This is a genomic window from Variovorax xiamenensis (assembly GCF_050916385.1).
Lineage (GTDB): Bacteria > Pseudomonadota > Gammaproteobacteria > Burkholderiales > Burkholderiaceae_C > Variovorax.
In genome coordinates, this window is the sequence record NZ_CP139038.1 from 4,986,558 (window position 1) to 4,999,693 (window position 13,136).

Genomic DNA, 13,136 nt, shown 5'->3' on the forward strand with positions numbered 1-13,136 from the left:
GCTGTCCTTTGGACAGCGGCTTTTTTTTGGTCAATTGAGCCCCTCCCTACAAGGGTTTCCCTGTACAACGGCGATGCAGACACAAGATATCTTGTGTTACTTATCCCGTTACAAACCAAGGGTTCCCATGACAGCAGTGCTTGATGAATCGCCAATCAACGCAGAACCAACAAAGACTTTCTTTGTGGAAATGCTGACTCGAGATATTGCCCTAGAGCAAGCACTGCTTGATTTAATTGACAATTCAGTTGATGGCGCGAAATCACTAGGTCGAACCGGCGATACGCCTTTTCTCGGATTGCAGATTCGTATCGAATTTGATAAAACCAAATTCCGCATTATAGATAACTGTGGTGGATTTGATCGAGCAACAGCTCGCGACTACGCATTCAGATTTGGCCGCCCTGCCAATTCACCCCGCACACCGCATTCCATCGGCCAATTCGGCGTTGGCATGAAGCGGGCTCTTTTTAAGTTTGGCCACCATTTTTCAATTCGCTCCGCCACAAAAAACGAGGCCTGGGCGGTGGACGTGGCAGTGCAAGAGTGGGAAAATCAAAAAGATTGGCATTTTCCTTGGTCGCCATTTGTGCCAGACGATCAAATATCTCAAGATACGCCTGGAGTAGAAATTATTGCCAGCGAATTGAGAGGCGAAGTGGGTTGGAAGTTCTCCTCCCCGCAGTTCCAAAACGCAATAATCGGACTAATCAAATCAAAGCACCGCCAGTTTATTGCACAAGGACTCCAAATAATTGTCAATGGAATTTCAGTTGACGCGTTTAGCCTCTATTTACTTGTGAGAGAAGATGGGCGCTTTAGGCCTGGCTTAGACAACTTCCAAATAACAGACACGGGAGAATCCCCCGTTAATGTGCGAATTATTGTAGGCGTCGGGCAAAGCGCACCAAAGGAAGCCGGCTGGAATGTAATTTGCAATGGCCGGGTTATCTTGGAGGCGGATCGACGAGAAGTCACTGGCTGGGGAGTTGTCGAGGATGAGTCAAATTCCATTGCGATACCGACCTTCCACAATCAATTTGCCCGATTCCGTGGGATTGTAAATTTTGACAGCGATGACTCGTCACGTGTTCCATGGAATACAACAAAAACTGACGTCAACCAAGACAGTCCCGTCTGGCAGACCGCATTCGGAAGAATGGTGGAGATGATGAGGCCTGTAATCTCCTTCCTAAACGATTTGGATAACGATATCGAAGAATTCACAAAAAATGAAAGCCCCCTGCTCGACTTTGTTAGCAAATCCGTACCAATGAAGGTCGAAACTCTAAATACGAAAGCGGCGTTTTTAGCACCAGCCAGAGGCAGCATTTCAAAAACAGTGCGTACAATAAAAGTTCAATACTCAAAGCCAGTCGATGATGTTGAATTTTTGATGGCAGAATTAAAAGTGAGCAGCGCAAAGGCGGTTGGCGAAAAAACTTTCGAACTTGCTTTTGAACGGATGGGCGGGAAATGAGCGGAAGTTTTAAAAGAATTGACTACTCAATTCGACCTGCCAAGCATGCGGAGAGACGAATGCTCTGCGACATATTCAGAAGAGTTTGGCCATTCGGTCGAGTCGAAGACTATATCTACGTTGGGTTTGGTTCAGTCTGGTTTGCAGATTTTTCCCTTTTCCATCGCGCGCTAGGCATTAAAGATATGGTTTCAATCGAGTCGGCAAAAGGAAGCCAGGCGCGGATTGAGGAGAATAAACCATTTCGGATTCCAGTAATCTATCAGCACTCTAAGGATGCACTTCCTAAGTTGGATTGGAGCCGAAAGCAATTTCTTTGGCTTGACTACGACGATCCGATTGCGACAGACATGCTTTACGATATGCAGACTGTTGCTCGAAACTGTCCGTCAGGCACCCTTTTGGCAGTATCGGTTCAATGCTCTCTTGCACCTGAAGTACCTCAGGCGGAGCAAGATAAGGCCGCTGATGCCCTTTCGGCATTGGACAGATTCATCGGTAGATTTGGACGGCAGCGGTTCGAGCAAGCGGTATCTCCCGACGATTTGTACGGCTGGCGATTTGGCGCACTAAGTCGAAAAATTCTGCTTGACGAGATTTATGCTGGCATTGCCGCCCGAAACTCATCATCGAATTTGGAGATAAAATTTCGTTTGATTTGCGAAATTGAATACGAAGATGGAGCCAAGATGACCACTTTGGTCGGCATGCTCTATTCTTCCGCGGACGAGAATTTATTGCAAGAATGCCGCTTCGACTCTTTGGATTTTATTCCAACCCCTCTTTCTCCAATTCGCGTTGAAGTTCCCAAGCTCACCATTAGAGAATTCAAGCGACTTGAAAGTCAGCTACCGCTAGGACCCGATCAAGAGCTCCTGTTAGGTTCAATTCCAGAAAAAGAAGCCAAAAATTTCAAACAGATGTACCGATATCTTCCAAGCTTCGCGGTACTCGAAGGGTAGTCAAGCTGCACGTCGTGCAGGTAGCGCTTAACGATATGAGTGACCGATTGACCACCGCCCAACGGACACGTCTTATGAAGAAAGTTCGAGGCAAAAATACAGGCCCCGAGCTTGCGGTGCGGTCGTTGCTGCACAGACTAGGATTTCGATTTCGCCTGCATCGGAAAGATTTACCTGGAACGCCAGATGTGGTGTTTCCTCGCCTTCGCGTCGCCTTATTTGTCCACGGATGCTTTTGGCATGGACACGGTTGCAAATATGGCCAACTACCCAAATCAAAGCTGGACTACTGGGCACCGAAGATCGCTGCCAATCGCGCCCGGGACATCCGTAAAACGACCATGCTGGGGGAATTGGGCTGGCAGGTAGTCGAAGTCTGGCAGTGCGAGCTACGTGACATGCTCTCTCTAGCACATCGACTTGAAGCAGCGCTCAGAGACACCAAGCCATAGACAATCCAAGCAAAATCCAACTAAAGCACCAAAAACTCACATAATCTGGCAACATTCGTTTCCTCACGAATAGGTTGCACATGCTTTGGAAGACCGCCCCCCAGGAACTCAGCGAACTCCCCAAATACGACCGAATCGCAATCTATCTATTCCGCTTTCTCACGGAGGGCATGGAACCCGCTGATGTCCCTGAGGAGTTGGCGTTTGATCAGAATGATGTTCGCGCTGCGATGCATCGAGCCGTGCAAGATGGTGTTATCGATAGGGAAGTCGCCAACGTACCCGACATCAAGTACACATACGACGCGAGGAGAGAACTACCCAGAGAGGTCGAACAAGTTGGGCCGATGACTTGGTTGCAAAGTGGAAAGGGGCGCTATCGACTCCGTCGTACCAAGCGCAAAAACATCATCGATCTCCCTGACGCGCTCAGTGTTGAGCCTAGCATCGAGACTGAGTTGGATCAGACACCGCCGTTTATCAAGGCGCTACTCGGGAATGATGAGCAGGCTGTGTTCACCAGAGTAAGAAATGTCGGCCTGCTCTCAAAGGTGCTGGGTTTTATGGCGTGGCCCATCCAGGGGCACCATCGCACTACTGTTACCTATGGGCAGATTGAAATCGACGAAGTACAGGCCGGGCTGGACGGAGGGATCGGCACGCTTGTTCCCATTTCCGGGAAAGGCGGCCAAGACAAACTATCTTGGTCGCAGGTATTGAACCTGAACACTTATGCTGCAGAGAAGCCGCCTGTCGCAGGTTTAAAAGTCAGAAGCATTGGCCTGTGGCGGGACGCAGCAAACACCGTCTGGATTGTGGAGTTCTCACCCCACACGACGATTGACGATATCGAAATCGTTAACGTTCGCCGCTTCCGTTTTCAGTAGAAGTCGTGCTGCTTCAACTTCCTGCTGAGACCGCTTTTTCACACCACTTTTCATGTTGCGCTTGCCGATCGGCGCGTCGATGCCGAAATACTGAGAGGTCGCGGCCATTCCCATTCGTACCAGCAACACATCGCCGAGTTGAATCTTTGCCTTTGGCATCGTCGGCCGCACTCCAAGCGCACGCATTACCTCGCTCGCAACTGCTCTAGCCAGCGGTGGGGGAACAGCGTTACCAATCTGCCGAGCACCATGCCATTTGGTCTCGTTGAATCGAAACCAATCGGGAAAACCATGCAACCGCGCCATCTCTCGCACCGTGATGCAACGGTTGTATTTGTAGTGAATGGGGCGGGGACTGGTAAACGCGCCTCTTGCTGAATCTGTACCGGCACGAAGAGTGTTCGAAACACCAGTCGTGGGAAGCTTGAAGAATCGGGATACAGGCTCGACTTTGCCCGGAAGGGTCTCGGCAAAGCGGCGACGGGAAATCTCAGAATGATCCGTTCGCATGCTGGCAGTCAGCACCGTCGGGCTCCAAACTCGTTCGTAGCCGTAGCCCCAACCCTCGCGAACTTCGCACCTCATCAGCTGAGCATAGGCGCTGGGCCGCCCCCACTTTTTGGTATCCACTTCGTCGGTATCGAGCAGTTTCTTGAACTGCTCAGCATCTGGCAGGTCGCTCAATGCTTCAAAGCATGTGGGAGCGGACGGCAGCAGGTGTTCTGCATTCTTTGAATCGCCCGGCTTTACCGTCGTAGCATTTGGATAAACAGGGACCTTAAGCCCCTTCTTTGCACCTAGCAAGAATAGGCGCTGCCGATCTTGGGGCACCCCGTAGTGGCAAGCGTTCAATACTCGCCAGTCTTTTCGGACGTCGTAGCCTATACGCTCAAATTCCGAGATCAACTCCTCCAAAAACTGACGATGCTTTCCTATAGTCAAGCCCTTGACGTTTTCGAACACGAAGTAGTTCGCATCGAGTTCGTGGACGATGCGAACGAACTCCTTTACAAGTAGATTGCGCGAGTCGTCGAGAGCTCGCTGGCCAATCATCGAAAAGCCCTGGCACGGGGCTCCACCGAACACGACATCGACCGGGTTGCGGCCAAGCCCAGCGGACTGCCGAATGCTCTCACCAGTAAGCTCCGTCACAGACCGAGCTATCACTTTGCAATGAGGGAAATTGAACTCGTGAACTGCCGCATGAATCGGGTCAATCTCAACGGCAGCGACCACATCAAATCCTGCTTGTTCGAACCCTAGACTGAGCCCTCCCGCACCGGAGAAGAGGTCGATTCCGATAGGCCTTGGCATTTGTCTCACACACTCCACTAAAGGGGATTGAGGATACCCTACGGAATCCTTCGGTTCCGCGCGAACTACCTCGCTGCCCCCTTGCGAATGACCATTTTTCCTCCCCCTCAGACGTTCTTGAAGGCATCCTGATAGAGCCGCACGGCTTCACTTGCAAATCAGCGGACAAGATGATCTTGCTCAGCCCTAGTCTCCAGTCACGTGAAGCTGCTTATGCAACTGCCACATGCGTAGAACACGACTGGCATCGCATGCTTGGTCGCCGGCTATTGCTTGCCATGGACCAGCAAGAAAGACCCAAAGGCCTTCGACATCGTCATCGGTGACTACCGCAAGCGCTGGAACCTCGACGTCGACGGCAGTTTGTGGATCATTGCGCCGAACTCGATCAACGAGGTGGGCTGCATTCACACCTGCCAGGGCCTGGAGGTGGACTACATCGGGGTCATCATCGGCCCGGATTTGATCGTTCGCGACGGGCGCGTCGTGACGGTACCAAAGGCACGAGACCGATTCGACAAGACATTGCGCGGCTACAAGTCTCGATTCAAGACCAACCCCAAAAGCGCCGCTGCAGAGGCGGATCTCATCATCAAGAACACCTACCGCACGTTGATGACGCGCGGCATGAAGGGGTGTTACGTCTACTGCAGCGACGAAGAGACCGCGAGCTACTTTCGCAACCGGCTGTCACCCGGTGCGCTCGCTGCGGTCCAGCCATGACGATCAGCGACGGGCGGCAACGTCCGCCGGCTGATGGCATCAGGCTTGTTGCTGATCCATCGCGTTGAGCCTTTTCAGAAGCTCCTGGACAAGGCGGGCAATGTCGTCCGCCAGATCGGAGGCAAGCCACATCAGGTTGTCCCGATGCCGTTCCCCGATTTCCTGGAACCATTCACTCCAGTCCCCATGACAGCAACTCAGCAGAGATTGCATTTGGGTCAACTTGTTCTCAAGAACGTCTAGCGAGTCTGGCCTCCCGGCGGTGTCGTCAGATGAGGGCGAGTCTTGCCCGGCGATAATTTGATCAGCCATTTGATGTGCGCCTTCCTAGGTAATGCACGTTGATTGGTCAGACGGCCATGGTGTTAGCGCACCTTGGCCGTCGCCTTTTGTGCCTCACATCGACATCGCTGCGGTGTGCATCGATGTCCCGCCGTGAGGCGCGGCGGTCGTTCAAATGTATGGGAGAACCGCGCTGGCCGGCGACTCCATGCAGTGAACAAATTGGGGATCGCATCGACTTTGCGTGCGTGACCGCGATCATTGCGGTGTTAGCGCTCAAACCTTGATCTGCTCATCCTTCGCACGAACGAGCGAACGTCGGTTCGCAGCAGGCCTGCTGGGCCCTACTCGTAGCACCCACGCGCCAGCAACGTGACCCGGTAAATGCGATCTTCAAGAAAGCTGTAGAGCACATGAACATCGCAGAGGTCCGTGCGCCACAGCTGATAGCCATCGTCGCGATCCAGTGCTTCCTTGAATGGGCGCGCCGCGGCTTTGGACATCGTCACGTCGATGGTGTCGCTCATCTGCAAGCCCCATGGCAAGGGGCCTGCGTAGCCGCTGCTCTGGAAATCCAGATCCGCCCGGTAGCGCACGCCGCTCAGGCAGGGTTCGCTGCTTCGTGATGCTCCCGGCACGGCATCCGCCATCTCTGCGCCTGGCCTGAAGTAGAGCTCGACACCGAACTCCCGGGAGTAGTCGGCTTCGCCGTACTCGGCAATCTCGCGGGCCTTCGCGCCCAGGGAGAAGGGGGCGAACTGGGCGTCCTCCTGCAACTCGGCCAACGGTCGGCCGAATTGCCGTGCGAACTGTTCGGGTGTGGGCATCGCGCTTGCTGATACCGGAGCCACCCGCGGCGGCGTCATCGTCACCAGCTTGAGTCGCCCCGTGTCGCGCTCGAAGCTCACGTCCACTTCGGCATCGGGCGTGGACCATCGCGCCTTGGAGACATTCAGGCCTACCCGCCACAGTTCCGCCGGTGGGCCCAGCCGCCGGAGTACGTCACCGACCATGTCGTCCGCGCGCAGCCCGAGCGGCAAGGTGCCCGCATAGGGCGTCCATTGCGGATCGAAATGAAGGAGCAGCGACACGCGGCTCAATATGAGGCTGCCCTTGGTGCAAGGCTCGCCGTATCGCGCCAGATGGCTGTCGGCATCGGTGAAGAACAGATAGATGCCTTGCCCAGGGTCCATCGCCGAAAGACGATGATCCGCGCGGGACTTCTTCAGTGCCTCGCGGTCCAGCCATTCGAGCTGCTCCCAGCCTTCGACCAACGCTTGCACGCGCGCGCCCTCCCAGGCATGGCCCAGCAGGTAGTTGCGCGCCTCGAAGGCGTCAGTCCGACTGTTCATTTGCAGGGCCTGGGCGCACCGCCCGTCACTTCTTGAAAGGGACGGTGAACGAAAGAACCTTCACTGACCCATCGTCGCGGTACGTCGCACGCATCTGCACGCCGTCCTTGAGCCATTGATCCCACTCGACCACGTCGTCCTCTTCCTCGGTGCGCAGGGGGGTGCCGAACTCGCGAAGCGCGTCTTGCCGGTTGGCGATCGGCCCCTTGCTGAAAGGAATCGGGCCCTGGTAGGGCTTGAAAGCCTTGCTGCCCGCACCGTAGGCAAACACGGCGACCAGGATCGCCTCGCCTTTGTCCTTGGGCTCGGCATAGGTGCGGATGTAGTCCTCGCGCTCGTTGAACGTCAGGGCCAGGCCCTCAGCATGAAGCTCCATGCCTTCCACGCCCTGCGAACGGAGCTTTTTCATCGAGAGAGAGGCGATGTTCGCGCCGGCGGACTTCAGGAGCTGGCCGAGCCCCGCATTCAGTTCGGAGCAGCCGATGAAGGGCAATAGTTCGTTCAGTGTCATGGTGTGCTTCCTGGTTTCATTCATCGACGGATTTCATGATCTTCTTCAACCACTTCTTCCATTCGCTGTGGGTCATTTTCGTGATCTCGTCGGCGGCTTTCTTGTAGGCCCCCTTGCATCCGGGGTCGTACTTGTCGATGGACTCCAGGATCTTGTCGGTGTTTTCCTTGGCTGCGCGTTGCAGATCCATCGCGTCCCTGTCGGGACGCTTCAGGCCATCGATCGTCTGGTGCTGCCGGCCACCGTATGTTTCGCTGTGCTTCTGATGGAGCTCGCCGGGAATCGCGATTGTCGGGGCGTTCTCGACGATTGCCTTGATCTCCCCCGGCGACAAGGCCTCGCCCTTGACGTCTCGAGCCGCCCTGAGCAGCGCCTCCTTCGAGGGCACATGGTCCCAGTTCACGCCCGCATTGTCATGGTCGAGGCGGTCCTTGTAGGGGCCTTTCTGTCCGCACTTCGGCTTGGGCTTGGGCTTCTTCTTGACCTCGGTGTCCTTCTTCTTCGATCCGCCGCCTGCCGCCTCGGCCTCGGCCTTTTCGGCGGCCTCCTTCTCGGCCTTCCTGGCAGCCGCCTCGGCAGCCTCCTTCTCCAGCTTCTCCTTCGCGAGCCGCTCCGCGAGCAGTTTCTCTGCCTCCTTGATGCCAAGCCGCTCCCCGCCCTTCAGCGCACCCTTGATCGCTACCTTGCCCGCCTTGGCCGCGATACCGCCACCGGGAACCAGGTTGGCGGCAGCCGAGGCACCGGAGATGGCGGCGTTGACGTAGTCGCCCTCGGCCGCATAGATCGCCGCGTTGGCGCCGTCGGCGAAGATGCCCACCACGGGAATGACTCCGCCGACGTCCAGCACCGTGTGTGTGATCGAGCTGCCCCAGCTGCTCCACCAGCTCTCTTCCTTCGGCGTCTCGGGCTTGACCTCGGGATTCGCCTGCTTGGCCGACCCTTGCGTGGATGGTGTCTCGCCGACGACGGGACCGAGCGTGTTGCCGTTGGCGTTGGTACCGGGCTTTCTGGGCTTGAAATCGGGAAGACTGACGTTCGGCGTGTCCCGCTGGAGCTTCTCGTACTCCTCCTGGCTGAGCTGAATGAACGAGGTCGGCTCGCCCTGCGGCGGGTACGTGGGGTACCGCATGATCACCACCGGCTTCGGAACATCGGCCGGAATGAAGGCAATGCCGATCGATCCGCCGTCCCCTGTCGGGACAAAGGTCGCGGAGGTCGTGAGTTCCGTCATGCCCTATTGCCCGTTCATCCAGAACAGGTCGTCATGCCGCACCACAAGCTTGCCCTCGGCGCGCACGGTGCCGCTGTGCTCCTTGGGATAGCACTTGCCTTGCACGGTCCCGCTCTTCACGCCCTTGGCGGCACCCGCCGCGTCGCCAATGGTGGTGGGCACGACGCTCATGTCGTACACCACCACCGGATGTCCGTTGGCGCGCACGCTGAGGGCTACCGACGTGGTGCTGTCCAGCTGGGCCGTCACGGGATACGGCACGGGCGGGATCGAACTGCCCATGGGTGTCTTGCAGACATCGGGGGCGAGGCTCACGACCTTCCAGCCCCCTTCCTTGCGTGCGGCGACGTTGGCGCTCATGGCGTGGGCTCCGCAACGGCCGCCTGCCCGCGCTGCGGCGCGGCGCGAACCAGTGGCGCATGCGGGTCCGTCTCGAAGCGCGCTTCGATCACGCGCACAGGCGCATCCGAAGGAATCCACACGCGGTGCACGAGCGAGAGCGTCAGGGCCTCGGCGTCCACCAGCACGGTGTCCGTGACCATGGGCAGCGGCAGCAGCGCGCCGTTGTCGAGCCGCAGCAGCACCAGGGCACGATGGCCGGGCAGCGTGACGGACAGGCGGCCGTCCGGCGTCGATGTCGGGTCGGTGAGGTTCCACAACTCGATTCGCGCATCGGGCGGCAGATACGGAATCTGCTGGTCGGCGGGCGCCGCGTTCCAGTAGCCGAAGTCGAAGTCGCGCGGTGGCCAGGGGTGGCGCTGCGCGAGCCATGCGTCATCGTAGGTGCCTGCGAGCGCCAGCCTGGGTGCCCAGGCCCGGCCCACGACGCCAAGCCCGGCCGGTTCGCGGCCATAGCCCTTCGCGACTTCGGCCATGGCCCGCGCATCCAGGTTCACCCCGGCGTGCTTCGCCAGCACCGGCTGTTGCATGCGCTCGTGCGCTGCTTCGATCTGGGGTGCGGGCATCCGCTCGACGGCGGGCAGCCCGGCCTGGCGCGCCAGATCACCGGCACGCCGATCGACCCAGCCCTGGCCCAGCGGATTGGAGAAGCAGACTTCGTTCAGCAATGGCGGCTCATCGTCGGGCGCGTCGGGCCGGCGCGAGAGGCTTCGCCCGCCGAAGGCATGCTCCCAGCGCATGGGCACGCTCTCGACGGGCTGCGAAACAATGCGCGCCCATTCGCGGCCATTGCTCAGATAGAGCAGCGAGGGGCCGCTGACGAGCAGCCGCTTGTCGAGCACCGTGCGTGGCGCGGCCAGGGCCTCGGCCCGGCGCTTCTCGTCTTCCCATGCGGCGTGCTGCCGCGGTGTCAGCCGGGCTCCGGGGTGCAGCGGCTTGGGCGGCTCCGGTGGTTGCGCCCACTGCTGGCCGGCCGTCACTTTCACGCGCACTTCCCATTCGGGTGCGGGAATCCCGTCCGGCGCATGAGCCGTGGCATTCACGATCACGTCGCAGCGCGGCTTGTAGGGCGCCAGGTCGCTTTCCTCGCGCGGACTCGATGCGCCCTCCTCGCCCCAGTATTCGTCGGCCAGTGTCAGCGGCACCGGGTCATCGTCGTTGACCCGCGCCTCCCACCGGCCATGCTTTCCGCGCACGAGCCGGTAGCCGACCTTCATCGCGACGACCCTGTACTCGCGGTCGCCCGGCGTGGCCGCGCGAAAGCACAGCGCGTCGAAGGGCGTGAGGTTGCGAAACTCCACAGCAAGGCGCTCAGTTGAGGTCGATGTCCTTGCCGCTGATCTGCACCGGCCCGCTCGCGGAAAAGTCGAAGGTCGACCCGCTGATGGTGACCGCGCCATCCGAGGTCATGACCAGCGAGCTCTTGCCGCACACCAGCTCGATGCGGTCGCCGGCATGCAGGGTCAACGACTTGCCCACGTCCACGCGCTTGGACTGCCCCACCTGCTCGGTCTGCATCAGCGCGACGGTGGTGTTCATGGCCGCGCCCACCGTGATCTGGTAGCCGAGGCCGATGGTCAGCGCCTTCGCGAGCCCGATGGTCTCGGCTTTGGCCAGCGCGATGGTCTCCATCTTCGCGCCGCCGATGGTCACGGTCCGGTGCTCGCCGATGTTGATCGTCTCGTTCAGGCCGACCTTCTCGGTACGGTTCATGCCGATGCCGATGGTCTCGTTGAGGTCGACGGTTTCGGTACGGTTCTTGTGCACCGTGATGGTCTCGTCGAGGTCCACCGTTTCCGTGCGGTTCTTGTGGATGGTGATGGTCTCGTTGCCATCGACCGTCTCGGTGCGGTCGTTGTGCACCGTGATGGTTTCGTCATGGTCCACGGTCTCGGTGCGGTCGTGCTTCACGTGCACGGTCTCGTCGTGGTCGATGGTCTTCGTGCGGTCGTGGCCGACCCAGTGGGTTTCGTCCTTCTCGACCTCGATGTCCTGGTTGCGCTCGGCGTGCAGCCATACCTGTTCCGCGCCCTTCTTGTCCTCGAAGCGCAGCGCGTTGGCGTTGGCGTCGGTCGCGCCTTCGGAACTGCGCGTGAGCAGGCCGCTTTGCGTGGCGTTGTCGGGCAGCACCCACGGCGGCATGTTGTCGGCGTTGTAGACGCGGCCCGTCACGATGGGCCGGTCTGGATCGCCGTTCTCGAAATCGACGATCACCTCCTGCCCGATGCGCGGGATCTGGATGCCGCCGAAGTTGGTGCCGGCCCAGGGGGAAGACACGCGCACCCAGCAAGAGCTGTTCTCGTCCTTCGTGCAGTAGCGGTTCCAGTGAAAGCTGAGCTTCACGCGGCCGTACTCGTCAGTCCAGATCTCGCGGCCCGACGGGCCCGTGACGATTGCGGTTTGAGGGCCCGTGGTGCGCGGCCTGGGTGCCTCCGGCTCCTGTGCGCGAAACACCTTGCTGCTGGGAAGCACCTCGAAATCCACCCGGCACTCGAACTCCTGCTGCGCACTGGCATCGCCGATGTCCTGCAGCCGCAGATGCGCATCGGTCACGAGGTACTCGCGGTTGGAGTCGTTCTGCGGATGCCGCTCCAGGGTCATCAGGCAGCCCGGCACCACGGCGCGCAGGTTGCCCGAGCCGCTGGCGCGTTCGCCCTGGCTGCCGGTTTCTTCCATGCGGGTGCGCACCAGCTGCTCGCCCTCGGACTCGACCACGTAGTCGCCGGGCCAGCCATAGCGCTCCTGGCTGCCTTGCGCCGTCTTGCGCGGCATGGCGCTCACCTGCTGCAGCCGCGCCTTGGGCCGCTTGAAATCGAAATCGTCGGTGACCCAGCGGCCGCTTTGCAGCGTCTCGCAAGCGTTGAAGCGGTCGCAGTGTTCTTCGCGCACGGTGTCGTCGGCGCCATGGAACGGGATCTTCTGGTAGCCAGCGCTGGCGTACGGCTGGTGCGCCGACATGTCGTCCACGATCACCAGCTTGTGGCTGCCCTCGGCATGCTCGAAGAAGTAGTAGAGCCCCCATTCGTGCATGAGGCGCGCGACGAAGTCGAAATCGCTCTCGCCGTACTGCACCTGGAACTCGCGCGCCGGATAGCTACGGGTGGCCTTCACTTCGTGGGCGAACTCGTAGTCGGACAGGACCTCGCCGAGGATGTCGAGCACGGTCTTGTTCTGGAAGATGCGGTAGTCACTCGTTCGCGTGGCCAGCGTGAGCCAGGGCTCGATCACCGCTTCGTACAGCGCGCGGCGGTTTTCCAAGCGCAGGAAGCGCACGCGTGTCACGAGGCCCGAGATGTGGCGCTTGTCTTCGCCCGCGCCGGGGCGCCCATCGAGCACGATGTGCACCGTGAGCGTCTCGCCCACGAGCTGCTTGATGTTCACGTTGGCGGCTTGGCGCTCGTTGTAGCCCGCCTGCTCGGGCGTGCTGAACGTGATGGTGTAGCCGAACAGCTTGCTCAGGCCCTCGTCGCCTTCGATGGCGATGGGCTCCAGTGCGGGTTGCCCGCCGAGCGTGGGCATGGCGGCACAAGAAGCGGTCAGAAC

General features: G+C 59.1%; 13 protein-coding genes. 5 read left to right on the top strand and 8 right to left on the bottom strand.

The window, feature by feature from the left end:
• Positions 1 to 127: 127 nt before the first annotated feature.
• The 4 genes from SFB74_RS22765 to SFB74_RS22780 all read left to right on the top strand — a co-directional run bounded on the left by SFB74_RS22765 (position 128) and on the right by SFB74_RS22780 (position 3,781).
• The gene (locus SFB74_RS22765; protein ID WP_432726551.1) at positions 128 to 1,480 is read left to right on the top strand and encodes an ATP-binding protein; all 1,353 of its coding nucleotides are present in this window, start codon (positions 128 to 130) and stop codon (positions 1,478 to 1,480) included.
• Positions 1,477 to 2,442, top strand: a complete 966-nt coding sequence (locus SFB74_RS22770; protein ID WP_432726552.1) for an O-methyltransferase — start codon at positions 1,477 to 1,479, stop codon at positions 2,440 to 2,442. The genes SFB74_RS22765 and SFB74_RS22770 overlap by 4 nt, the downstream gene beginning before the upstream one ends.
• A 74-nt stretch (positions 2,443 to 2,516) precedes the next feature.
• Complete coding sequence (locus SFB74_RS22775) at positions 2,517 to 2,894, top strand: very short patch repair endonuclease (protein ID WP_432731982.1); 378 nt, start codon at positions 2,517 to 2,519, stop codon at positions 2,892 to 2,894.
• 80 nt (positions 2,895 to 2,974) lie between these two features.
• Entirely contained in the window at positions 2,975 to 3,781 is an 807-nt protein-coding gene (locus tag SFB74_RS22780; RefSeq protein WP_432726554.1) for a hypothetical protein, read from the top strand.
• Here SFB74_RS22780 and SFB74_RS22785 read toward each other — a convergent pair.
• Positions 3,719 to 5,095 (bottom strand): DNA cytosine methyltransferase, encoded by a 1,377-nt coding sequence (locus SFB74_RS22785; RefSeq protein ID WP_432726555.1) that lies wholly within the window; start codon positions 5,093 to 5,095, stop codon positions 3,719 to 3,721. The two genes, SFB74_RS22780 and SFB74_RS22785, sit on opposite strands and share 63 nt — an antisense overlap.
• Before the next feature lie 255 nt (positions 5,096 to 5,350).
• Between SFB74_RS22785 and SFB74_RS22790 the strand changes: the two genes are divergently transcribed.
• A complete protein-coding gene (locus tag SFB74_RS22790) occupies positions 5,351 to 5,818 on the top strand; it encodes a DNA/RNA helicase domain-containing protein (RefSeq protein ID WP_432726556.1) in 468 nt (155 codons plus the stop codon).
• Between the two features lie 39 nt (positions 5,819 to 5,857).
• Here the strand turns inward: SFB74_RS22790 and SFB74_RS22795 are convergent, their stop codons facing one another.
• The 7 genes from SFB74_RS22795 to SFB74_RS22825 form a co-directional block, all read right to left on the bottom strand.
• Positions 5,858 to 6,031, bottom strand: a complete 174-nt coding sequence (locus SFB74_RS22795) for a hypothetical protein (protein ID WP_395316610.1) — start codon at positions 6,029 to 6,031, stop codon at positions 5,858 to 5,860.
• 413 nt (positions 6,032 to 6,444) lie between these two features.
• Complete coding sequence (locus SFB74_RS22800) at positions 6,445 to 7,452, bottom strand: hypothetical protein (protein ID WP_432726557.1); 1,008 nt, start codon at positions 7,450 to 7,452, stop codon at positions 6,445 to 6,447.
• A 25-nt stretch (positions 7,453 to 7,477) separates the two neighbouring features.
• Positions 7,478 to 7,963, bottom strand: coding sequence for a hypothetical protein (locus SFB74_RS22805; RefSeq protein WP_432726559.1), 486 nt, complete (start codon positions 7,961 to 7,963; stop codon positions 7,478 to 7,480).
• 16 nt (positions 7,964 to 7,979) lie between these two features.
• Positions 7,980 to 9,194: a hypothetical protein gene (locus tag SFB74_RS22810; protein ID WP_432726560.1), complete on the bottom strand. Its 1,215-nt coding sequence runs from the start codon at positions 9,192 to 9,194 to the stop codon at positions 7,980 to 7,982.
• 3 nt (positions 9,195 to 9,197) lie between these two features.
• The gene (locus SFB74_RS22815) at positions 9,198 to 9,554 is read right to left on the bottom strand and encodes a DUF4150 domain-containing protein (RefSeq protein WP_432726561.1); all 357 of its coding nucleotides are present in this window, start codon (positions 9,552 to 9,554) and stop codon (positions 9,198 to 9,200) included.
• Positions 9,551 to 10,894, bottom strand: coding sequence for a DUF2169 family type VI secretion system accessory protein (locus SFB74_RS22820; protein WP_432726562.1), 1,344 nt, complete (start codon positions 10,892 to 10,894; stop codon positions 9,551 to 9,553). Before SFB74_RS22820 ends, SFB74_RS22815 begins: the two co-directional genes overlap by 4 nt.
• Before the next feature lie 10 nt (positions 10,895 to 10,904).
• Entirely contained in the window at positions 10,905 to 13,112 is a 2,208-nt protein-coding gene (locus SFB74_RS22825) for a type VI secretion system Vgr family protein (protein WP_432726563.1), read from the bottom strand.
• Positions 13,113 to 13,136: the final 24 nt, after the last annotated feature.